The sequence below is a fragment of the Mesorhizobium dulcispinae genome, from assembly GCF_033977345.1.
Classification (GTDB): domain Bacteria; phylum Pseudomonadota; class Alphaproteobacteria; order Rhizobiales; family Rhizobiaceae; genus Mesorhizobium; species Mesorhizobium dulcispinae.
On record NZ_JAVIIY010000008.1, the window covers coordinates 170,434 to 192,075 of the forward strand.

Sequence of the window (21,642 nt, forward strand, 5' to 3'; positions counted from 1 at the left end):
AGTCACTCCGCAAAGGTCAGAAGGAGGTTGAGGTGGCGGTCGACGCGCGCCCGCGCTCCGGCGGGGATGGCGAACGTGGTGTCTTCCTGCACCACCACAGCAGGCCCCTGGAACACACTGCCCGGCACCAGCGTCTGCCGGTCGTGGAGGTCGACAATCTCGACGCTCAGGCCCGTATAGACCGGGAGCCGGCGCGCCGGACTGGCCGGCGCATCGACCTCATCGATCTCCGGGAAGGAGAGCGGCGGACCCGCGCCGATGGCCGACAACCGGACATTGACCAGTTCAATCGCCCCGGCCGGATCATGGAAATCGTAGAGCTGCTCATGAGTTCGGTGGAAGGCCTGCTTGATCGCGGTCATGTCACCTTCGGCAAGCCATTCCGGCGAAAGGACGACCTCGATCTCATAGCTCTGACCGACATAACGCATGTCGCAGAAGAGACAGAGTTCTGCGGCCGCCTTGTGCCCCTGCGCCGCGAGCCAGTCGCGACCCTCTTGCGCAAGCGCATCGAAGGCCTCGCGGATGGCGGAGAGCGACGCGGCCGACAGAGGGCTGAAGATCGTGCGGATGAAGTCGCCACGCAAATCGGCCACCAGCCCGCCGAGCGCCGAGACCACGCCCGGGCGGCGCGGCGCCATGACACGTTTCATGCCGAGTTCGCGAGCAAGGAAGGCGCCGAGCATCGGGCCGCCACCGCCGAACGGCATCAGCGTGAAATCGCGCAGGTCCACACCAGCGCGCGAGGCGAGCTTCTCGACCTCGACGAACATTTCCGACACCGCAATGTCGAGGATCGCCTGCGCAGTCTGCTCGACCGTGCGGCTGAGCCGGGCGGCAAGATCACCCACCGCGCGATGCGCCAGTTGGGTGTCGATCCGGAGCTGGCCATAGGCCATCTCGCTGTGGCCGAGCCATCCGCACACCACCATGGCGTCGGTCACCGTAGCCCGCTCGCCGCCGCGGCCATAGCAGGCCGGTCCCGGCGTCGAGCCGGCCGATTCCGGCCCGACCCGCAGCACGCCTTGCGCGTCGACGCTGGCGATCGAGCCGCCGCCGACGCCGATCGAGCTTACCGACACCGATGGGATATGGAGCGGAAATTCGCCGATCAGCTCGCCGGTGCCGAACTGCGCCTCGCCGCCGATGATCAGCGCGAAGTCGGCCGAGGTTCCGCCGATGTCGAGGGTAAGGATCTTGTCCTCACCGGCTTGGCGCGCCAGCCACGAAGCGCCGATGACGCCGGAGGCCGTTCCTGATAGCAGCATGTTCACGCAGGCGCGCTTGCCTTCGGCGGCGTTCATCAGTCCGCCATTCGACTTCGTCAGCATCGGGCGGGCCGGCACGCCGCGGCTCTTCAGCCGTTCTTCCAGCGCCGTCAGATAGCCCGAGACGCGCGGATGGACATAGCCATTGAGGATGGCGGTCGAGCTGCGCTCGTACTCACGGATGACCGGCCACACCTCGGCCGACGAGAAGACGAAGAGTTCGGGCGCAAGGCTCGCGATGGCCGCCTTCACCGAGGCTTCCTGCGCGGCGTTGCGCCAGGCATGGAGGAAGGAGACGATGATCCCTTGCGCTCCGTTGGCCTTCGCCGCCGCGACGGCGCTTTCTACCGCCGCCATGTTCGGCGCTTGGGATTCGCTGCCGTCGGCGCGCATGCGGGCCGGAATGCCGAACACCATGTCGCGAGAAATCAGCGGGTCCGGCCGAGCGCAGAACAGCGAATACATGTCCGGCATGCGAAGCCGCGCCAGTTCGATGACATCCTCGAAGCCGGCATTGGTGAACAGCGCGAGCGGCGCGCCTTTGCGCTGGATGATCGTGTTGATGCCGACGGTCGTGCCGTGCACGAAGCGCGTCATATGTGTAGCGTCAAAGCCTTCGCGTTCGGCTAGGAGGGCAAGACCTGTCATCAGCTCGGCGCCCGGATCCTCCGGCGTCGTCAGCACCTTCAGCGATGCGACGCGTCCGGAGTTTGCTTCCAGCGCGCAGAAATCGATGAATGTCCCGCCGATATCGACACCGACCTTCCAGTTGGCCTCGTCCCGCGCCTCGTCCGCCGCGATGGCTCCGTCCATGATGCGTCCCTTCGTGTCTGCCATCCCAAAGCTGGCATGAGCCGATGGTCAGCGTCCAAGACGTATGATGGGCAAGGATATAAGCCTTGCTTATGCCCTGACGCGATATTCGCTCAAGACGGCGGCACAGGCCGCACGGATTTGGTCGCGCATCATCTCGTCGGCCAATGAAAGGGCCCGAGTTCGCGATGTCAGCAGAGCGATCGGGAATTCCGGGCCGTTCGCGAGCCGCCTGACGGCGAGCCCGGCAAATTGGTGCCACGGCAGCAGCGCATCGACCAATCCGATACCCATGCCGGCCTGGACGAAGCCGACCGCGGAAATGGACACGTCGATCTCGAGCGACGGTGAAAGCGTGACACCCTGGGCGCGAGCCGCATGGGCCAGTTCGTCGGCAGGGCGGGTGTTTCCGCGATAGGATATCAACTCCAGCCCGACGAGGTCGGCGAGCGTCAGCTCAGTCTTCCTTCGCAACGCGTGCTCTGCGGGAAGCAAGCACGCGAAGCCGACGCTGCCGATCACTTCCGCCTCGATGTCGGGCGGCAGGCGGTCGTCCATGGCGACGCCCAGGCTGGCATCGCCCGCACGCAGCATGTCGACGATCGCGGCGATCGGCGCACTGTGGGAGCGCAGCAATATATCGGGATGCTGCGCCCGGAATGCGGTGAACGCTCGCGGCAATATCGCCATGGCCGGCGGCGGCGAGGCCGCCACCCGCACCAGTCCGGTCCGGCCGAGGCGCAAGTCGGTGGTCTTGCGGCGGAGGCCGTCGAGCCCCGCCGACAGCCGCTCGGCATCGGCGAAGATCTCGAGCGCTTCCGGCGTCGGGCGAAGCCTGCCCTTCACCCGTTCGAACAGCGTAAAGCCGAGCTCGTCCTCGGTGTGGAGCAGGATCTGGCTGAGCGCAGGCTGGGAGATGTTCAGCATTCGCGCCGCGGCGGTCACGGTGCCGGCGCGCATGACGGCAACAAAGACTTCAAGCTGCCGGGCTCGCATTGCAACTCCATAGGCCAAGCTTATGGTTTTTGTCGAAACCCATCTTTGACGCAATGCCGCGGCGCGAACAAGATGGGCGCATCCAAGGATCAGCCGCTCAGGGCTAAGGAAGACTATGGATGTGATCGTGCTGGGTGGCGGACTGATGGGGACGGCTTCGGCCTATTTCCTTGCCAGGCGCGGCGCTCGCGTGACGCTGATCGAGCGCAACCGGATCGGCGCCGGCGCGACCGTCGCCTCCTTCGGCAACATCCGGCGCACCGGGCGCCATCTGTCCCAGCTTCCGCTGGCCCACCGCTCGCTCAGGCTTTGGAGCGAGGCCCAGAAGATGCTTGGCCGCGACGTGGAATTCCGCGCCACCGGTCATATCCGTCTGATCTTCGATGAGGGCGGCCTTGCCGACATGCGGGCCTATGCCGAGGCGGCGCGACCCTGGGGGCTCGAGCTGGAAGAGCTCTGCCCGCGCGAGATCCGTGTACGGTTTCCCGGTCTCGGTCCCGAAGCGATCGCCGCATCTTTCTCGCCGCATGATGGCAGCGGTAATCCACGACTGATTGCGCCTGCCTTTGCCGAGTCTGCCCGCAAGCTGGGTGCGGAAATCATCGAGGAAGCTGAGGTCGAGAAGATCAAGCACACCGATTCCGGTTTCCTTGTCACCTGTTCGAAAGGTGCTTTCGCCGCCGAATGCCTGCTCAACGCCGCCGGCGCTTGGGGCGCGCGCATCGCCGCGCTGTTCGGCGAACAGGTTCCGCTCGATGCCCGCGGCCCGCAGATGGGCGTGACCGAGCCGCTGCCGCACCGAATCCTGCCGGTGGTCGGCATCTGGACGCGCGACAAGGAGTATGGCGCCTATCTGCGCCAGGTCGAGCGTGGCAACATCGTATTCGGCGGTGCCGCCGAAAGAGTGCGAGTGGACCTCGATCCCGGCTATGCCAAGGCCGATCCTGCGTGCCTGCCTGCGCAATTGCGTGCCGTGGCCCGGCTGCTGCCGGCAATCGCGCAGGTCGCGATCATCCGCACCTGGTCAGGCTGCGAGGGTTATATGCGCGACATGCTGCCGGTCATGGGACGCTCGGCAACGACGCCGGGCTTGTTCCATGCCTTCGGCTTCAGCGGGCACGGCTTCCAACTCGGTCCGGGCGTCGGCGACGCCATGGCTGAGCTCATAACTACCGGCCGTTGCGAAACTCCGCTCGAAGATTTTGGCATAGGTCGCTTCAATCGCGGAGCCTGACGAAGCGAAGTCGATCACTGGGCGCCATGCTTCCTTTGACGCGGAAGCAGGAAGGTTGCATCTGTTCGAATGACCGCTATCGGGCGACTCGTTTCGGACGGCTAACGTCCACCTGTCGGCGACGCCCAGCATTAGAATTAGGAACATTGTTTTTGGATCCAAAGCAGCCACTCGCCAAGCCGCCTATGACCAAACGGACCATCCGACCCTCCGTTTTCCTTCTGCAGCAAACATTTCAAGCGTAACGTGGGTCGCCAGTTTGCCGCGCACGTTCGCTTCCCAAACAGGCGCAACGCGCTAATAGTATCTAGCGCCGCTCGCCGCGATCGTCTGATTGGCCTCAGTAGCCCACCATAGCTCAACAAAATCAAAACGATGCGCGGAGGTTCGCCACGCGAACCTGGCTAACCGAAGAAAGAAATAGGCGCTAAATCATTGATAAATAACGATAATGGTGAGCCCGGAGGACGTATTAAGACCCCTGAGTTTGTTGGATTTTTCCTGGGCCAAAATCAGAATGCATTCCGCATCGTTCCGTATTATCTCGTCGCTGATTTCAGAGATCGAAAGCGTATCGGCCTTAGCGTGTAGAGCGTCCATGATCATCGACGACGCGGTGGAATAGCTGGCCTGGGCCGAAAACCCCCAGTCGTTTTCTGGAGCCCCGAAGCCAGAAGCTGTCCAATGCGCCAAGAGCCGCCAAGCCTTAGACGTCAGATCCGCGGTACCGCTCAAAATGTCCCGACATGACGATTTGTGTCAGGGGCGATCCCGGATCCTCGATCTGGCGCAGCAGTGCGTCCACCGCCAACCGTCCGGCTTCGGCAAGATCGACGAAATGCGCGAGCAAGGGCACGGCCAGATACTTGCTGAGATGCGTGTTGTCTCGGACGAAAAGCCCGACATCGCGTCCCGGCGCCAGCCCCCGCTTGCGCAGGGCGCTGATCGCGCCCAGCAGTCCCAACTCGCTCGAGCACATCAGGGCGGTCGCCGGTTTCGGCAGGCCGAGCACGGATTCGAAGAAACTCTCGCTCGCCGCCATGGTGAACTCCTCGTGCCCGACCAGCGCCGGATCGAAGGGAAGCTTGGCCTTGGCAAGGGCTTGCCGGTAGCCGCGCAACCGCTGTTCGCAGCTCTCGTCATCGCGAGTCAGGAGGTGCAGCGCGATCCGGCGATGTTTTTCAGCAACCAGCTTGGTCGTGGCTTCCCGTACCATGGCTTCGTTGTCGACGTCGATATAGGCGTAGTCCGGCTTCGTCGCCGAGCGCCCGAATGCGACGAAGGGGATGCTTCGCTCCTTGAGGAAGGCGATCCGCGGATCTTTCGCCATCATGCGCGTGATGATGATCCCGTCGCTGATCCCCGACTGCACCAAGCGCTGTAGTGACCACAGTTGGTCCTCCTCCGGTCCGGTGGAAAAGATCGAGAGCGCATAGCCGTTCTCCGATGCCGCAAGCGTCATCCCCTCGATGAGTGGGACCTTGGCAAGGTCGGCCACATAGGCCCGTGTTTCCAGCGGTAGGATCGCCGCGATCATGCGGGTGCGTCCGGTCCGGAGCGCCAGACCGTGGATGTTCGGCGTATAGCCTGCCTTCGCCGCCGCCTTCTGCACCCGTGCCCGGGTCCGCGGGTGGACTTCCGGCCCCTCCTTCAGGGCGCGCGACACGGTGGTCACGGATAGGCCGAGGCTGGCGGCGATCTGTCGGAGGTTCGGTCTGGCTGGCTGCGCCATGGTCTGGTCCGGTTGCAATGCGTTCAGGCGGCAAGATGGCCAAATATCGGCGGAAAGTGAAGCCAACGCCGGTTGGGCCACCCTCCGGCACCGCCGCCCTGCCGCGCCAGCCTTGCTGAAATATCGTTCGTATACGTACGAATCTGACTTGACAGCATCGAGATGCTTGGCCAATCGTAACGTTACGAATTTGATCGTAACGTTACGATTTTGGTTGCGTAAGGCCGGATTACACGGTCGCGCCGCCTAACGATAACAGGGAGGACTGACATGACCAAGCTTTTGCATATCTCTTCGCTGATATTGGCGCTCTCGGCCGCTGCTCCAGCCTTGGCACAGAGCGTGACGATCACCACCGCCGGCGGCGACTACGGCACCGGCATGAAGGAAGCGATGTGGGCGCCGGCGGGCAAGGCGATCGGGCTCGACGTGCGCGGCGAGACCCAGAGCGACGGCATGGCGGCGCTCCGCCTGCAGGTCTCCTCCGGGAACGTCACGACGGACATCATTCATCTTGCCTCCGGCGAGGGTGCGCAGGCCGCCGATCTCAACCTGCTGGAGCCGCTCGACGAGACAGCGGTCGATCAGAAGGCGCTACCCGCCGGAGCTGCCTCGAAATTCTGCTATCCATTCTCCTCCTATGGAACCGTAATGGCGTGGAACACCAAGACCTACGGCCAGAACGGGCCTAAGGACTGGGCGGAGTTCTGGGACGTGAAGAAGTTCCCCGGCCGCCGTGCGCTGCGGGCCAATGCGCAGGACCTGCTCGAGGCGGCGCTGCTCTCCCAAGGTGTCGAACCCGGCAAGGTCTACGATGCCTTGAGCGAGCCCGGCGGCATCAAGCGCGCCATCGACCGCCTGGCCGAGCTGAAACCCAATGTCGCGGTCTGGTGGACCTCGGGCGCGCAGTCCGCGCAGATCCTGAAGGACGGCGAGGCCGACCTGGTCGAAACCTGGAACGGCCGTGCCCAGAGCGCCAAGGATGACGGCGGAGCGGTCGCCTACACGTTCCACAGCTCGATCATCGGCACGGATTGCCTGGCCGTGCCGAAAGGCGCGCCACACAAGGAAGACGCGATGAAACTGATCGCCGCCATGACGTCGCCGGAGCGCGAGGCCAAGCTCACCGACTACATCACCTACGGCCCGATGAACCCGGCCGCCTACATCGGCGGCAAGGTTCCGGCCGACAAGATGGCACTGCTCGCCACCGCCCCGGACAATGCTGTGGGCGTGGTTTATTCGAATGCAACCTGGTGGGCAAAACACGGCGACGAGGCGCAGGCCGCCTTCGACGCCATGATGAACCAGTAGGCGGTTGCTGCCCAAAGGGGGCTTGCCCATGGCTTCGCCGCGCATAGCGCTCGAACGGGTGCGCAAGGTCTATGGCAGTCACGTTGCCCTGGACGATGTGAGCCTCGACGTCCGACCAGGGGAGTTTCTGACGCTTCTCGGTCCCTCCGGCTCGGGCAAGACGACCCTGTTGATGGCGATCGCGGGATTTGTCAGGCCCGAGGCCGGAGCGATCCGGATCGGCGATGTCGATGTCACGCGGCTTGCGGTGAACAAGCGAGACATCGGCGTCGTTTTCCAGAGCTACGCGCTCTTCCCGCATATGAGCGTTCTGGGAAACGTCGAATATCCCTTGCTCGTGCGCCGGCTGCCGCGCGCGGAGGCCCGCGAACGGGCGCGAGCCGCCCTGGCCCGTGCGCAGCTGGAGGGCTACGAGGCACGGGATATCGCGGCACTTTCCGGCGGCCAGCGCCAGCGTGTCGCGCTGGCCAGAGCTGTGGTGTTCGAGCCGCGGGTGCTGCTGATGGACGAGCCGCTCTCGGCGCTCGACAAGAACCTGCGCGAGCAGATGCAATTCGAGATCCGGAAGCTCCAGCAGGATCTGGGAATCACCACGGTCTACGTGACGCACGACCAGCGCGAAGCCCTGACCATGTCCGACCGCATCGCGGTGATGAATGCCGGCAGGATCGAACAGCTCGACGCGCCGCAGCCGATTTATCAACGCCCAATATCGCGGTTCGTCGCCGACTTCATGGGTGAATCGAACATCGTTCCGGCAGCGCTCCTGGAGCCGTTCGGATCCCTTCCGACTCTTAAGGGCACCCTGGTCATCCGTGCCGAGAACCTCGCTTTGGAACGCGAAGCGGCGGGGGATGATGGCGTCGCGATCAAAGGCCGGGTCGCCGCCCATGCCTTCCGAGGCGAGACCTGGCACCTGCGCCTCGATGTCGGCGGCGACCGGGACCTGCTGCTCAGCATTCCCTCCGGACAGTCGCTCGACGGGACCGGCATCCAGGCCGGCCAACAGCTGACCGCCTATGCCGCGGCCCGGCATATCCACAGCATCGACGGCGGCTCCCAACCATGACCGCGACGACCGCAACAATTAATGCCACCGGTCGGCTGCGCGACGCCGCCACGGAGCGAAGGTTCTTTCTGTCGCTCGCTCTGCCGTCGCTGGTCGTCGTCGGGATCGGCGCAATCCTGCCGTTGTTTTGGATCCTGCAGCAATCCCTGACCACGGTCCGGGGTGGTTTCTCTCTTGAGAACTATGCGGCGCTGCTGACGAACGGGCTCACCTGGGGGTCCTTGCTGGTCACCCTGGAACTATCCGGGGGGACCCTGCTGTGCTGCCTTCTGCTCGGCATCCCGCTTGCCTTTCTGCTGGCGAGCACATCGCCGAAGACCGCCAGCCGGCTGATGGTGCTCGTCCTCCTGCCGCTCTGGACGTCGATCCTGGTGCGCACTTACGGCTGGCTCGTGCTGTTGCGGCGCGACGGATTGATCAACGATCTCCTGGTCGGCAGCGGCTTCGTGTCCGAGCCGGTGCCACTGGTCTACAACTTCACCGGCACCTTGATCGGCATGGTGCACTACATGCTGCCGATTTTCGTGCTGCCGACCTATGCGGCGATGCGCGACATCGACGGCAACGTGATCCGCGCTGCTGCCAGCATGGGCGCAAGTCTCTGGCACTGCTTCCGCTCGGTGATCCTGCCGCTAGCCTTCGGCGGCATCGTTTCCGGCTCTGTCATCGTCTTCGTCTACACACTGGGATTCTTCATCACGCCGGCGATCCTCGGCGGCGGCCGCGTCAACCCGATCGCGATCCGGATCGACCGCACGCTCTCGACCCTCCAGGACTGGGGTGGCGCGGCGGCGCTCGGCATCTTGCTGCTGATCATCGTCGCGATCCTCGGCGCAACCGCGCTGGGCGCTATCAGCCTGGTCAAGTCGAAGCCGACTGCGGATTGAACCATGCTAGACGCGTATCCCGAAAGCAGACTTGCCCGTGTTTTGCTCTGGTCGTTCGGCGTGCTGGTGCTGGCATTCCTCATCCTGCCAACGTTGATCGTGGTGCCGATCTCGTTCTCCGCCTCTGACATGCTGGAATTTCCACCGCGCAGCTTTTCGTTGCGCTGGTATTCGAGCTTCTTCGGTTCGGCCGATTGGATGGCCGCATTGCGCACGAGCCTGATCCTCGCCGGGCTGACGGCCGTTGTGTCGGTGCCCGTGGCATTCCTGGCCTGTGTCGCGATGGACCGGCTGGGCGGGAGGCTCGCCCGCGGAATCTACACCTTCGCGGTGATGCCCTCCGTCGTTCCCGGCATCCTGCTGGCGATCGGCCTGTTCTTCGTCCTGGCGAAGCTTCGGCTGCTCGGGACGCTCGGCGGCGTCCTCCTGGGGCATGTCGTCTTGGCCATACCGGTTGCGGTCATCGTGCTCTATCCCTCCGTGCGCAGGTTCGACTGGGTGCAGCTCCAGGCCGCGCGCAGCCTGGGTGCTGGCTGGGGCGGCGGGCTTGTCGGCATCATGCTGCCGCAGATGACTATTTCGCTGGTTTCGGCGGCGCTGATGGCGTTCCTGAGTTCGCTCGATGAAGCCGTCATTTCGATCTTCGTTTCGGGAGGCGCCAACACCACGCTGCCGAAGCTGATGTTCATTTCGCTGCGCGACCAGATCGACCCGACCATTGCCGCGATCTCGACGCTATGGACCGGGTTCGTCATCGCGGTCGTCCTCGTCTTCGCCGCGCGCCAGAAGCCCTAGACCCGACAGGAACATTCTGATGACAATTCACAGCTCTGCCCCAGAGCCTATCCCATCGGTCGAGCTGGCCCTCATCACCGGCTCGGCGAGCTGGGGGCTTGCCTTTCCCGAGGACGTGCCGGTGGCCGGCGTCGAGGTGCTCGCCCGGGATATAGCCTTCGATACGCCCTATGGACGCACGGAAAATTGGAAGCTGCTCGCGTTCGACGGCTCAATCACCAGCGACAGGCGGCCGCGTCGGGCGCTCTGCATGTATTCTCACGGCAATCCGCGGGACGAAGTCGATCATGCCTGCCACCGCCGCGCCTTCTGGGTGCTGCGCGAGGCAGGGGTCAAGCGGGTGATCGCCTGCTCGACGGCGGGCTCGGTCAACCGGGCGATCCGCAACGGCGATCTGGTCATCGCGGCCGACATCATCGAACCGACCCAAACGCCCTATTCCCTGCTGCCGGGACGCCAAAGATTCGACGCCAGCGGCAAGCAGATCGTCTGCGGCACCTGCGCCGCCATCCTGGCCGAGAAGGCCGGCCGGCTCTGGCCGGCGGAGGGGCGCATCCACGGCGTCGAACAAGGGCTGGTCGCCAGCCATGTCTACGGTCCGCGCCTGACCACGCCGGCCGAGGCCATCATGTTCCGCACGCTGGGCGCCGATATAATCAACCATTCGATCGCGCCCGAGGCGACCCTGTCACGTGAGATCGGCGCCTGCTTCACCCCTTGCGCGTTTGTGACCGCGACGGTGAACGACTACCTCAGCCGGGACCGCGGCACGCTCCTGGAGGCCGGCGTGCTCGAGCGGCTTTCGCAAGTCACATCGGCGATCGCCCTGGAGACCGCGGCCGCACTTCCAGTCGGCGAACCCTGCGCCTGCCACGCCCTCCTCACGCCGCAGCCGCCGGAGCGCTACGCGCGGTTCTAGATTGGAATGTCGGCGGCTCGTTCATTACAATGTGGTCGGACTTAGCAGCGAGGAAGATGGCCCGGGCTGCGCTCACCCGGGGTTGGAAGGTGACCGCTCACAATTCTCGACTTGCCCACGTCGGGGCTGGATGCCCTGGGGGCAATCGCGACGTCCGGCGAGTCAGCTTCCCGGCGATGGCAACCCTGATTGCACCGGCCAGTATCAGGCGCTTAGCTGCCGTTCCGCAGAAGATAAATGCCGTTTGCGAGTGGCTGCATCAGCTTCTTGAATCAACTTTGGCGAACTGCTTTGTAACTCATTGGCGAATAACGATTATGGTGGGCCCGGAGGGTCGTCGTTTTCTACAGGAAATCAATACTTTAGTGGGTGGTTCGCCAGCCCATTTACCTCGTATTCTCTCGTATGGTCTGGCGAACCCAAGAAGCAGGAGGAGGACTAGTTTTTCCTGTACGCGGTTTCTCTTCATCCCACAAAAGGGTCGATGAACCCGTGACGAACACGGCGAACGGGGGCATGCTCGGCGATCGCGGCCTGCTTGCCGATCCCGACGGAGTCACATCATGCAGTGGTCCTACCCGATCCTCCGTGTCGGCGGCACCGAGATCCGCATCCACCTGACCTTCCTGCTGCTGCTCGTCTGGATCGGTATCGCCTATTTCCAGGAGGGTGGAACGTCGGCTGCGATCGAGGGCGTCGGCTTCATCGGCGCCGTGTTCGCCTGCGTGGTGTTGCATGAGCTCGGCCATGTCGCTGCCGCCAGTCGCTACGGCATCCGAACGCCAAAGATCACGCTCTTGCCGATAGGCGGCGTCGCGGAGCTGGAGCGCCTGCCCGAGAAGCCGTCGGAAGAGATCGTCGTGGCGCTCGCCGGTCCGCTGGTCAATGTCGTCATTGCCTCTTTCCTCGTCGTCGCGCTCGGGACCACCGTCGGTGTCGACGCGCTGACATCAATGGATAACCCACGCGTCGCGTTCGTGGCTCGCCTTGCCGCCGTCAACATCTGGCTGGTTCTGTTCAACCTCATTCCGGCTTTTCCGATGGATGGCGGGCGCGTGCTGCGCGCCTTGCTCGCCACGCGCGCGTGCGCGCGACGGCGATTGCAGGGACCGTCGGCCAGTTCGCCGCCTTCGCCTTCGGCTTCATCGGTCTCGTCGCCGGCAACGTGCTGCTCATATTCGTTGCAATCTTCGTCTACCTCGCCGCCACTGCGGAAACGCAGGCGATGGGGCTTGAGGCAGCGGCGCGTGCCGTCAACGTCCGCGACGTCATGATCAGCCGGTTCGAAAGCATGCCGGCGACCGCGAGCCTCGACGAGGCGGCACAGGCTCTGTTGCGCACGACGCAGCACGAGTTCCCAGTCGTCGACGGTTCCGGCAGGCTGCGCGGCGTGCTGAGCCGTGAAGGGCTCGTCGCCGGCCTGCAGCAGCGCGGCGGTCAGGCTCCTGTGATCGAGGCAATGGCCGCAAATATCCCGGTGGTTCGCGACCACGAGAAGCTCGTCAAGGCGCTCGAGCCCCTGAAGAATGGAGCGGCACCTGCCGTCGGCGTGGTGGATGCCGAGGGTCGGTTGGTCGGCTACGTCACCATCGAAAACATCGGCGAGCTCATGCTGCTGCGCAACGCCGTCGCAAGCTGACGGATCTCGGTCGGGCCGCAGCCGATGGATAGATGGCTAGAGCAATTCCAGAAAAAGTGCGAGCGGTTTTCCGTCCGGAATTGCGTCGAAACAAGAAGATAGAGCGGTTCGCCGTTTCCGTGAAACGGTGAACCGTTCTGGCGCGCGAGATGCACTTGCGCTGGCCACGCCGGTTCGGGAGCTCGCGAGCTCCCTTCGTCCAGAGTCACTGATCCGCAGGCCGGACGTTACCCCGGCGGCTATCCATTCTTGCCAGCCGGCGCGCGTCGCCGGGCGATCGTTGGCGTGGCCTTAGTGCGGCTTCACCAGGAGCGGAACGCCCCTCTGCGGACCGGAATGCATGTAGCGATGGCGCACCATGATCTCCAGTTAGGTGATGCGAATGCCCGAGGTTGCAGGAAAAACCAGGGCGCGAACTCATTAACGCCACGCGCCCTAGTTTAGGCCCTGACCCAACAAGCGGTCAGTAATCCCAGAACACCGGCACCCAACGAAAGACATCGCCGTCCACCGCCACATGGCCCACGGAGGGGAACGGCATATGAGTGGCCACCAGCAGCTCTCCGGTCTCCGCCAGCTCCCGCAAAAGTCGCGCCCGAACGCGAGCCGCCTCCTCGGGGTCGTGCTCGAAGCCGTTGTACCAGTCGGGGTGTTCGAATCCGACCGCGAACACGGCGTCGCCAGCAAACATCAGTCGGTCCTTGCCGGACGCGACGCGCACTATGCTATGCCCGGGAGTGTGGCCGCCCGTTCGAGAGACGACTACGCCCGGCGCCACTTCGTATTCCTCATCGAACAGGTGCAGCTTGCTCTCATACTCTTTCCTGAACCGCTTGGCGGTTGCCCGAAGTGCGTCCGGGAACCCGGGCGGCATTGAGACGCGGGAGAAATCGGGCGACTCCCAGAACTTAACCTCGGCGGTCGCCACGTGGATCCGCAGGTCCGGACGCAGCCGCTCTTTCACCCCATCGACGAGCAGCCCGCCAACATGGTCCATGTGCATGTGGGTAAGCACCACGTCGGTCACGGATCCAAGATCGATGCCGGCGGCCTCCAGTCGCTTGATTAACTGCCCGGCCCGCGGCAAGTTCAACTCCGGGTCCAATCCTAGCCCAGCATCGATGAGTATGGTCTGCCCGCCGCTGCGCACCACGACCGCGTTCAGCGCCCAGTCGAAAGCGTCCGGCGGCAGGAACATATCGTTCAGCCAGGCCGCATGCACGGCCGGGTCGGCGTTGTATCCCAACATGTTGGTTGGAAGCGGTAGCACCCCATCGCTGACCACCAGCACTTCGATCTCGCCGACTCGCACCGCATAGCGAGACGGAACCAACTCTTCGGGCCCCGTTCTGTGGGGGTGTGAGGTTTTGTCTAGCATCATGTTTGTCTCCTGCTGACCGCCGCCTTACACGCGGCATCGACGACGTACATCGAGGCGTGTTTGCGGTCGATTGTGTCGAGGGAGAGGGCGAGCCACACCACGGGATAGGTTGCGGGATATCGAAATAGAGGACCGACGTGTCCTGAACGGCATTTTTTGCCGGCGAGTAGCGACCCGCTAAGACAAGGTCGCTATTTGCTGTCAGCGTCCCTTCACCCTGACTGCTTGAACCTTCACTTGGGAGGTCTAACAGCCTTATCCGCAACGCAGGGTCGGCCACAGCTCATGGATTTCCATGAGGTGCGGCCGAGGGCATAGCCCGTTAAGCTGGCAAGCCAAATCGCCACCTAGATCCAAGGATGAGTGCTACACAAGGCGCTGACGGTCTCCGGCTTTCTTTTGTCCGGGAGGAGAAGACAATGACGACAGCGTTTAAGTCCATTGGCGGAATCGGCCCCGAAGCATTGCGAGCGGCTCGGATCGTCGAAGGCGTGGTCGGCAACGCGTGGGCGACAGACGCCTCGGGCAAGTTCATCTACATGACGCCCAGCGCGCTGACGCTTCTCGGCACAACGCTAGAGGAACTCAATTCGCCTTCGGAAGAGGGCGCGGTCGGCTGGAAGCGGCTAATCCATCCAGACGATTACGACGCCGCCGTCACAATGTGGCGTCGCTGCCTGCAAACAGGTGACCATTACAATATGGAGCATCGCATATTGCGCGCTAGCGGTGCTTACGGATGGAGCAGGAGCTCGGGGCAGCCGCTGCGCGACAGCACAGGTCGCATGGTTGCATGGTATGGTGCGCTGATTGACGGTGATGTCCCGTCCGCGGCCAAGGAACAATTCGCTGACGTCATCAGTGACGCGCTCGAAAGCAAAGCCGTTTCCGATGCTTCGCATTCGCTGAGCCTTGTCCATCCGGATGACCGGACTGCCGCAGCTCACGCTGCCGCCCGCGCCTTCTGGACGGGTGTTCCTCAGGTGACGAGGCACCGGCAACTCCAGGCCGACGGTAGTTATCGCTGGAACGAGACGCGGTCAGAACCAGGCTACAGTGTGAGTGTCGACATCGACGATCTGGTGACGGATAGGGAGGCACTCGCCTCGGCAGGGTTGGACCCATCGGTAGAAAGCGAGGCTGAACCAATTCGATCGGCGAAGGTTGTCGAGAGCATATTCGGGAACGGATGGGCATTCGACGCGGCCGGCAGATGGATTTACCTGCACCCGTTTGCACAGAATTCTCTTGGGGTGACGTTGGAAGAACTGAACGCGTCTTTGGACGAGGGGCATACCGCCTGGAAGCGTCTGCTTCATCCGGACGACTATGAGCAGATCGCAGCCACATGGCGCCACTGCCTAGAGACAGGCGATCACTTCAATGTCGAGTTTCGCTTTCGGCGCGCAAGCGGCATCTATGTCTGGGCTCGAGCAGCCGCGCGGCCAGCACACGACAGCCGCGGTCGTATCGTGGGATGGTATGGCATTGCACTCGACAATGACGTCTACAAAAAGACCGTGGCGGCGCTGCGTGGCCGGGAGCGGGAACTTTCTCAGCTCGTCGACATGGTCCCGGTCCAGATCAGGCGTCTGACACCCGAAGGTGAGCCGATCTTCTTCAATAAACGCTTGCTCGACTTCTTCGGACTGAACGACGTGGCGCAATTGGACAGGCTGGGAATGAGCCGGATGGCGGCAGCCATCCAGTCTCTCGTCCATCCGGAAGATGCTGCCCGCCTTTTGAAAAGGCTCCATCATTCCTTGGCTACCGGCGAGCCCCACTCGATGAAGTATCGCATGCGTCGAGCGGACGGCGCCTACCGCTGGGTGGATGGTCGCTGGGAGCCGCTTCGTGATCATAGCGGCGCGATCGTACAATGGTATGCAATTTCCATCGATATCGACGATGAGATGCGCGCCCAGGAAGCGCTGCGTCTCCGCGAACGCGAGCTCTCGCAACTTGTCGATATGGTGCCGAGCTTCCTCTGGCGCCTGTCTGCGTCGGGCGAGCCGGTCTTCTTCAGTAAGCGCATGGTTGAGTTTCTCGGCCTCGACATAGGGGAATACGAGAGGCCGGGAGTTAGTGCACTGGCAGCCGCGATAGCGGCCGTCGTCCATCCAGACGACGCGGCGAAGCTGGAAGCGGCGCTTGATCACTCCTTGGCCACCGGCGAGAGCTTCTCGCTGAACTATCGCCTGCGTCGCGCGGATGGCGTCTATCGCTGGATGTCGAGCCGTGCAGAGCCGATGCGGAATGAGGAGGGATCCGTCGTACAGTGGTACGGCCTGTCACACGACATCGATGATCAGGTGCGGGCCGAAGAAGCACTGCGGAGCAGCAAACGCCAGCTGGAACAGATGATTGACGCCGTGCCCGTGAATATCCTGAGCTTCGCTCCTTCAGGTAAGATCACCTACACTAGCAAACGATATCTGGAGAAGGTCGGTTCGCCACCCACGCACATCGAGGACTTCGATGCCCTGGCTCGGGACCTGGCCCACCCTGAAGACTTTCCGACAATGTTCCGGAGGGCATCGAATGGCTTTGCGACCGGCCAGCCTTTCGTAAACCGGTTTCGTCGTCGCGAGAGGGATGGCGTCTACCGCTGGATAGAAGCGCGAGCGCAACCGTTACGGGATGCCGATGGCGCGATCGTGCAATGGTATATGGCTTCAATCGACATCGAAGACGAGATGCGAGCGCAAGAGGCATTGCGCGAAAGAGAACGCGAGCTTCAGCAGCTTGTCGATGCCTTGCCGGTCCACATCTGGAGCTGGACGCCCGATGGCAAGCTGGCCTACGTCAACAAGCGGTCTTTGGAGGATCTCGGCATCTCCGGGGCGAGCTTCGAAGATTTCACCAGGGTGGCGCAAGAGCTGGTCCATCCCGAAGATGCTCCCGAGGTGCTGAGCACGTCAGCCAACTGCCTCAAAACTGGCGACTCCTTCATCATGCGGTATCGCCGGCGTTGGAAGGACGGCAATTATCGCTGGATAGAGGGGCGTTGCGAGCCTCTGCGTGATCGGGATGGAACGATCGTGCACTGGTACCAGGTTTCCATCGACATCGACGACGAGATGCGCGCACAGGTGGCGCTGCGCGAGAGAGAACGTTCGCTGTGGCAGCTGGTTGAAACGCTGCCGGTGATGATCGAATGCGCCGCGCCGAATGGCGAGCCGATATATCGCAGCCGTCAGCTCCGCGAATTCCTCGGATATGAGTTGGAGTCAGTGGGCGGCAAGGGAAGATCCCGCCTGGCCGGCACACTCGATGACGGTGTTCATCCTGACGACCTGGCGGACGTCAGAGCGAGCTATGCTCATTCGTTGGCTACCGGCGAACCGTATGCGCGGAGGCACCGTCTGCGGCGCTTCGATGGCGAATATTGCTGGGTCGATACGCGCGCGGCACCGATGCGCAATGCCGAAGGGGCGATTGTTCAGTGGAACGTCGTCTGTCTGGACATCGATGGTGAAGTTCGAGCGCAAGAAGAGCTGCGTCTGGCGCAAGAGAGACTTGCACGTGCGAGCCAGGCGGCGAGTCTTGCCGAGCTTTCGGCCTCAATCGCGCATGAGGTGAACCAGCCTCTGGCGGCTGTTGTCGCCAACTCGTACGCCTGTCAGCGCTGGCTCACGGCCGAACCGCCAAATATCGAGCGGGCGCAGAAGACGGTGGAGCGCATTATCCGGGATGCCAACTCGGCGGCGGATGTCGTCGGGCGCATCCGCGCGTTGTTCAAGCAGTCTGCGGACGCGATGGCCTACACAAAACTCGGCAGCGTTATCGCGGAGGCGCGCGACCTCATCGCTGAAGAGGCGGTGCGGCGGCGTGTTCGTATGGACATCGATATCGAAAGCGACCTTCCTATTGTCGCGCTCGATCGGGTGCAGATCCAGCAGGTTCTGGTGAACCTCATCCGCAATGGCATGGATGCGATGGACTCTGTTGCGGGTGACAGGGTTCTTGGACTTCGCGCGCGCCGGATAGGGGACGCGATCCAGATCGAAATCAGCGATCATGGCCCGGGCATAGAATTTCCTGACCGAATATTCGAGCCGTTCTTCACGACGAAAGAGCACGGCATGGGCATGGGGCTCGCGATCTGCCGTTCGATAGTCGAGTCGCACGGCGGACGGTTGTGGGTGGAGAAGAATGAGCCGCACGGAACGACGTTCGTCTTCACGATGCCCGTTGAAATGAAAGCGGCAGCATGACGACCTACAATCACATGGTCTTCATCGTCGATGACGACGTGCGTATCCGGGAAGCGCTCGGTGAGCTTCTGGAGTCGCATGGCATGCGCGCCATCGCGTTCGGATCGGCCGGCGACTATGTCCTGTCGGACAAGCCGGACGTCCCCGCCTGTCTCATCCTCGATGTAGAATTGCCGGACATCAACGGCCTCGATCTGCAGAAGCAGATCGCCGAGGGCGATCACCCGCCGATTGTTTTCATAACGGGGCATGGCGACATTCCGTCATCCGTCCGTGCGATCAAACACGGCGCCGTGGACTTCCTCACCAAGCCTTTCAGCGATGAGGATCTCATGGTCGCAATCCACGCGGCAATCGGACAGGATCGGGAAAGAAGATCAGAGCGCGCCGAGCTCGACGTGCTGAGGCAACGCTATCTCAACTTGACGCCGCGCGAACGCGACGTGCTGCCGCTGGTCGTGAGCGGTCTTCTCAACAAACAGGCAGCCGCCGAGCTGGGGATCAGCGAGGTCACGCTGCAAATTCATAGAAGGAATGTGATGCAGAAGATGGCGGCGGCCTCGCTGGCCGATCTCGTGCGCATAGCGGAGCGGCTGGAAATACCCATCACCCACTCACGCCGGGCGGGAGGAAGCTGAGAGTGAGCAAACATAGGCCTGTCATAGCAGTTGTCGATGATGATCCAAGACTGCTCGAGTCGCTGGAAGACCTGCTGGAGTCCGCGGGTTATACGACCTGCCGCTTCTCCTCGGCGGGATCGTTGATCGCCTGCGGGCTGTCAGGCTTGGACCTTCTCATTACCGATATCGGGATGCCCGGCATGGACGGCTTTGAACTCCGCGACTTGGTGAAGAAGGCGCGTCCCGAGTTGCCGGTGTTCCTGATCACCGGCCGTCACGAGATAGCAGATCAAGTCCGCGCCAAGGGCATCAGCGGGTTTTTCCGCAAGCCTTTCAATGGTCAGGCCCTGCTTGCGGCCGTTGCCAATGCCTTACGCTACGGGGAAATGGAAGGTAATCATGAGAGTTGAGCAACCGCTCCAGCGCAGATCGGCGCCGTTGTCGCCGCAGCGGAAGGGTGACGCGGAGCAGCCGGTCATCATTATTGTCGATGACGATGCGTCTGTTCGCGAGGCGCTGTCGGAGTTGATCCTCTCGGCGGGGTTCCAGGCGGCCAGCTTTGCCTCGACCCGGGAATTACTTGAAGCCGACATATTGGACAGTCCAGGCTGCTTGATCCTCGATGTGCGGATGCCTGGAGCAAGTGGCCTCGATCTTCAGCATGACCTGGCTCGAAACGGGAACTTCAAGCCCATCATCTTTCTGACCGGGCACGGCGACATTCCTATGACCGTCCAGGCGATGAAGGCCGGCGCTGTGGACTTTCTCACCAAGCCAGTGCGGGACCAAACGCTGCTTGATGCCGTGATTGCGGCCGTTGCTATGGATGCCACGCGCCGGGCGGAAGCCGCGGTCGTAAGGCGCAATGTCGAACACCTAGAGACGCTTACCCCACGCGAACGTCAGGTCCTGCGCGAAGTCGCGCATGGGCGGCTGAATAAGCAGATCGCGTTCGAGCTCGGCATAAGCGAGATCACCGTCAAGCTCCATCGCGGCAATGTGATGCGCAAGATGGGGGCGGCTTCGATCCGCGAGCTGATCCGGGCGTGGGAAACACTGCCGGCACCGATGCGCGAGGCCAGCGCGGGCAAGACTTTGGCTTGAACAGACGCAAGCCGTTTAAGAAGAGAACGGGTCAGGACCGAGGGGCTGAAAACCGAACTCGTGGATGCGATGAATTCAAGCGGACTGAAGCGACTCAGTTTCTCACAGAATGGCTGATCCGCTCCGAATATTTGTTTTACGGGCCTATTCGTCGAAGGGTGCGTTCGACACCAGGTCGACGGAAGAAGGCGCCCTGTACCCAGCGACGTAGCGTTCACCAAAATCCCGGACGAAATTGTCGTACGTCGTTTCCGGTCTGGACTCGGCGATGCGACAGAAGCACCGTGTCATGCGCCGCTTCATGTCGAGTCGCGGGAATTCTTCGACGATCCTGGCGACCTCTGCGGCAGGGACAATCTCGTATTGCAGGCCGACAACATCCAGGCAGATCCCGGCGGTGCAAAGCGCTACCTCAGCCTCCTTGTAGAGACCGATCGACGGTGTCGAGTTCAGGGCGACGCTGTCCCAGATCAATTGGGCCCGGCGCTCGTCGACACCTCCTTGCCGCGCGAAGACCCGCGCCAGATCCGCACCCTCGACTTCAAAACGGCGAGGACCGTTGAAGTGCTCGTTAAGCGTGATGTCGTGCAGCAGTGTTCCCACCGCAACGACTTCCGCGTCGTAACCGATGTTGCGAAGCTGTCCTATGCGCGTCGCAAACAACCAGGAACGGACGACGTGATTGAACAGATAAGGCTCGCATTCCCGGCGAGCATGGTCGAAGGCCCGCTTCACAAGCGGCGTGTCCGGAACCGAAATTCCTGCAAGCTCACGACCGTTGGCGCTGTTCATCTTCCTGGTCTCCTCAGCGGATTTCGTGCGGCCGGGGCGAGAAGTTCGTTGTCCGCTCGACGGCTGCTGCCGTCGTCAACAATCCGACACAAGCAATCATGTGAGGCCCAGACCTCCGTCGACGGCGACGACCTGCCCGGTCACCCATTCGGACGCCGGATCGGCGAGATGCAGAATCCACCTGGCGACGTCATCCGGACTGCCGCGTCGTCTGAGCGGTATCTGCGCGCGCTCCGCCTCCTCGATGACGGCAGCGTGCTCCGGGGAGAGCCCCATCATGCCCGTAAGCGCTCCGGATTCAGTCGGGCCGGCAGCGACGGCGTTGACGCGCACACCCTCAGGCGCGAGCTCGAGCGCCCAACAGCGGGTCAGATGTTCCAGCGCCGCCTTGCTGGCGGCGTAGTGGGAGAGGCCAGCCGCGGGCCTATGACCGAATGTGCTCGATATGTTGATGATCGCTCCCTTCGTCGCCGCCAGATGCGGAAGTGCTGCCGCCGCCAGCAGGCTGGGGCCGACGACATTCACGGCAAATATGTTCGCGACCCGCTCAGCGGCAGCATCACGCAGGGGCAGAAGAGCACCGGCGCCGGCGTTGTTCACCAGCACGTCGAGGCGACCCCATGTGTCGATTGCCTTGGCGATGGTGCGCCGGGCATCTTCGGGCTCCGCAGCGTCGGCGACGAGGCTGACAATGTTCGGGTGCTCGGCGACCGTCTGCTTTAGCGGCGTCGCGCGGCGGCCGGTTACCATCACCTTTGCGCCTTGCCTGGCAAAGCCAAGCGCCGCTGCTCGACCGATGCCTGAGCTTCCACCGGTGACGATGACGACCTTGTTATCAAATGCGGACATGGCGTTGCTCCTC

The 21,642-nt window shown here is 62.9% G+C and carries 17 protein-coding genes and 1 pseudogene; 11 read left to right on the forward strand and 7 right to left on the reverse strand.

Translation table 11 applies throughout. The features are described 5' to 3' along the window. Positions 1-2 precede the first annotated feature (2 nt). Entirely contained in the window at positions 3-2,081 is a 2,079-nt protein-coding gene (locus RFN30_RS18835) for a hydantoinase/oxoprolinase family protein (protein WP_320263583.1), read from the reverse strand. Between the two features lie 90 nt (positions 2,082-2,171). Next, positions 2,172-3,077 (reverse strand): LysR family transcriptional regulator, encoded by a 906-nt coding sequence (locus RFN30_RS18840; RefSeq protein WP_320263584.1) that lies wholly within the window; start codon positions 3,075-3,077, stop codon positions 2,172-2,174. Positions 3,078-3,192: 115 nt separating this feature from the next. On the opposite strand from RFN30_RS18840, the gene RFN30_RS18845 reads away from it, so the two are divergent. After that, positions 3,193-4,311, forward strand: a complete 1,119-nt coding sequence (locus RFN30_RS18845) for an NAD(P)/FAD-dependent oxidoreductase (protein ID WP_320263585.1) — start codon at positions 3,193-3,195, stop codon at positions 4,309-4,311. 432 nt (positions 4,312-4,743) lie between these two features. On the opposite strand, the gene RFN30_RS18850 is transcribed toward RFN30_RS18845, so the two are convergent. Together RFN30_RS18850 and RFN30_RS18855 are read right to left on the reverse strand one after the other, a co-directional pair. Next, positions 4,744-5,004, reverse strand: coding sequence for a hypothetical protein (locus RFN30_RS18850; RefSeq protein WP_320263586.1), 261 nt, complete (start codon positions 5,002-5,004; stop codon positions 4,744-4,746). A gap of 13 nt (positions 5,005-5,017) precedes the next feature. After that, positions 5,018-6,043: a substrate-binding domain-containing protein gene (locus RFN30_RS18855; RefSeq protein ID WP_320263587.1), complete on the reverse strand. Its 1,026-nt coding sequence runs from the start codon at positions 6,041-6,043 to the stop codon at positions 5,018-5,020. Between the two features lie 270 nt (positions 6,044-6,313). Between RFN30_RS18855 and RFN30_RS18860 the strand changes: the two genes are divergently transcribed. The 6 genes and pseudogenes from RFN30_RS18860 (at position 6,314) to RFN30_RS18885 (ending at position 12,666) form a co-directional block, all read left to right on the forward strand. Continuing rightward, positions 6,314-7,357, forward strand: coding sequence for an ABC transporter substrate-binding protein (locus tag RFN30_RS18860; protein ID WP_320263588.1), 1,044 nt, complete (start codon positions 6,314-6,316; stop codon positions 7,355-7,357). A gap of 28 nt (positions 7,358-7,385) precedes the next feature. Continuing rightward, positions 7,386-8,426 (forward strand): ABC transporter ATP-binding protein, encoded by a 1,041-nt coding sequence (locus RFN30_RS18865; protein ID WP_320263589.1) that lies wholly within the window; start codon positions 7,386-7,388, stop codon positions 8,424-8,426. After that, on the forward strand, positions 8,423-9,313 hold the full coding sequence (locus RFN30_RS18870; RefSeq protein ID WP_320263590.1) for an ABC transporter permease: 891 nt from the start codon (positions 8,423-8,425) through the stop codon (positions 9,311-9,313). Before RFN30_RS18865 ends, RFN30_RS18870 begins: the two co-directional genes overlap by 4 nt. 3 nt (positions 9,314-9,316) lie before the next feature. Then, complete coding sequence (locus RFN30_RS18875; protein ID WP_320263591.1) at positions 9,317-10,108, forward strand: ABC transporter permease; 792 nt, start codon at positions 9,317-9,319, stop codon at positions 10,106-10,108. Positions 10,109-10,127: 19 nt separating this feature from the next. Then, complete coding sequence (locus tag RFN30_RS18880) at positions 10,128-11,027, forward strand: phosphorylase family protein (RefSeq protein ID WP_320263592.1); 900 nt, start codon at positions 10,128-10,130, stop codon at positions 11,025-11,027. A gap of 563 nt (positions 11,028-11,590) precedes the next feature. Further along, positions 11,591-12,666: pseudogene (locus tag RFN30_RS18885) on the forward strand (site-2 protease family protein). Between the two features lie 463 nt (positions 12,667-13,129). Here the strand turns inward: RFN30_RS18885 and RFN30_RS18890 are convergent. Next, on the reverse strand, positions 13,130-14,047 hold the full coding sequence (locus tag RFN30_RS18890; protein WP_320263593.1) for an MBL fold metallo-hydrolase: 918 nt from the start codon (positions 14,045-14,047) through the stop codon (positions 13,130-13,132). A 419-nt stretch (positions 14,048-14,466) separates the two neighbouring features. Between RFN30_RS18890 and RFN30_RS18895 the strand changes: the two genes are divergently transcribed. The 4 genes from RFN30_RS18895 to RFN30_RS18910 are packed head-to-tail and all read left to right on the forward strand — an operon-like array spanning position 14,467 to position 19,988. After that, the gene (locus RFN30_RS18895) at positions 14,467-18,264 is read left to right on the forward strand and encodes a PAS domain-containing protein (RefSeq protein WP_320263594.1); all 3,798 of its coding nucleotides are present in this window, start codon (positions 14,467-14,469) and stop codon (positions 18,262-18,264) included. Beyond that, on the forward strand, positions 18,261-18,902 hold the full coding sequence (locus RFN30_RS18900) for a response regulator transcription factor (RefSeq protein ID WP_320263595.1): 642 nt from the start codon (positions 18,261-18,263) through the stop codon (positions 18,900-18,902). The genes RFN30_RS18895 and RFN30_RS18900 overlap by 4 nt, the downstream gene beginning before the upstream one ends. A gap of 2 nt (positions 18,903-18,904) precedes the next feature. After that, positions 18,905-19,294 (forward strand): response regulator, encoded by a 390-nt coding sequence (locus tag RFN30_RS18905; protein ID WP_320263596.1) that lies wholly within the window; start codon positions 18,905-18,907, stop codon positions 19,292-19,294. Then, positions 19,284-19,988 carry a response regulator transcription factor gene (locus tag RFN30_RS18910; RefSeq protein WP_320263597.1) on the forward strand — a complete coding sequence of 235 codons (705 nt, stop codon included), beginning with the start codon at positions 19,284-19,286 and terminating at the stop codon, positions 19,986-19,988. The genes RFN30_RS18905 and RFN30_RS18910 overlap by 11 nt, the downstream gene beginning before the upstream one ends. 144 nt (positions 19,989-20,132) lie before the next feature. Here RFN30_RS18910 and RFN30_RS18915 read toward each other — a convergent pair whose 3' ends face one another. Together RFN30_RS18915 and RFN30_RS18920 are read right to left on the reverse strand one after the other, a co-directional pair. After that, the gene (locus RFN30_RS18915; RefSeq protein ID WP_320263598.1) at positions 20,133-20,780 is read right to left on the reverse strand and encodes an HD domain-containing protein; all 648 of its coding nucleotides are present in this window, start codon (positions 20,778-20,780) and stop codon (positions 20,133-20,135) included. Positions 20,781-20,876: 96 nt separating this feature from the next. Continuing rightward, a complete protein-coding gene (locus RFN30_RS18920; protein WP_320263599.1) occupies positions 20,877-21,629 on the reverse strand; it encodes an SDR family NAD(P)-dependent oxidoreductase in 753 nt (250 codons plus the stop codon). Positions 21,630-21,642 lie beyond the last annotated feature (13 nt).

Excerpts from the sequence above, each read along its gene's own strand:
- RFN30_RS18835 (WP_320263583.1), bottom strand. The coding sequence starts at position 2,081 with ATGGACGGAGCCATCGCGGCGGACGAGGCGCGGGACGAGGCCAACTGG.
- RFN30_RS18840 (WP_320263584.1), bottom strand. The coding sequence starts at position 3,077 with ATGCGAGCCCGGCAGCTTGAAGTCTTTGTTGCCGTCATGCGCGCCGGC.
- RFN30_RS18845 (WP_320263585.1), top strand. The coding sequence starts at position 3,193 with ATGGATGTGATCGTGCTGGGTGGCGGACTGATGGGGACGGCTTCGGCC.
- RFN30_RS18855 (WP_320263587.1), bottom strand. The coding sequence starts at position 6,043 with ATGGCGCAGCCAGCCAGACCGAACCTCCGACAGATCGCCGCCAGCCTC.
- RFN30_RS18860 (WP_320263588.1), top strand. The coding sequence starts at position 6,314 with ATGACCAAGCTTTTGCATATCTCTTCGCTGATATTGGCGCTCTCGGCC.
- RFN30_RS18865 (WP_320263589.1), top strand. The coding sequence starts at position 7,386 with ATGGCTTCGCCGCGCATAGCGCTCGAACGGGTGCGCAAGGTCTATGGC.
- RFN30_RS18870 (WP_320263590.1), top strand. The coding sequence starts at position 8,423 with ATGACCGCGACGACCGCAACAATTAATGCCACCGGTCGGCTGCGCGAC.
- RFN30_RS18875 (WP_320263591.1), top strand. The coding sequence starts at position 9,317 with ATGCTAGACGCGTATCCCGAAAGCAGACTTGCCCGTGTTTTGCTCTGG.
- RFN30_RS18880 (WP_320263592.1), top strand. The coding sequence starts at position 10,128 with ATGACAATTCACAGCTCTGCCCCAGAGCCTATCCCATCGGTCGAGCTG.
- RFN30_RS18890 (WP_320263593.1), bottom strand. The coding sequence starts at position 14,047 with ATGATGCTAGACAAAACCTCACACCCCCACAGAACGGGGCCCGAAGAG.
- RFN30_RS18895 (WP_320263594.1), top strand. The coding sequence starts at position 14,467 with ATGACGACAGCGTTTAAGTCCATTGGCGGAATCGGCCCCGAAGCATTG.
- RFN30_RS18900 (WP_320263595.1), top strand. The coding sequence starts at position 18,261 with ATGACGACCTACAATCACATGGTCTTCATCGTCGATGACGACGTGCGT.
- RFN30_RS18910 (WP_320263597.1), top strand. The coding sequence starts at position 19,284 with ATGAGAGTTGAGCAACCGCTCCAGCGCAGATCGGCGCCGTTGTCGCCG.
- RFN30_RS18915 (WP_320263598.1), bottom strand. The coding sequence starts at position 20,780 with ATGAACAGCGCCAACGGTCGTGAGCTTGCAGGAATTTCGGTTCCGGAC.
- RFN30_RS18920 (WP_320263599.1), bottom strand. The coding sequence starts at position 21,629 with ATGTCCGCATTTGATAACAAGGTCGTCATCGTCACCGGTGGAAGCTCA.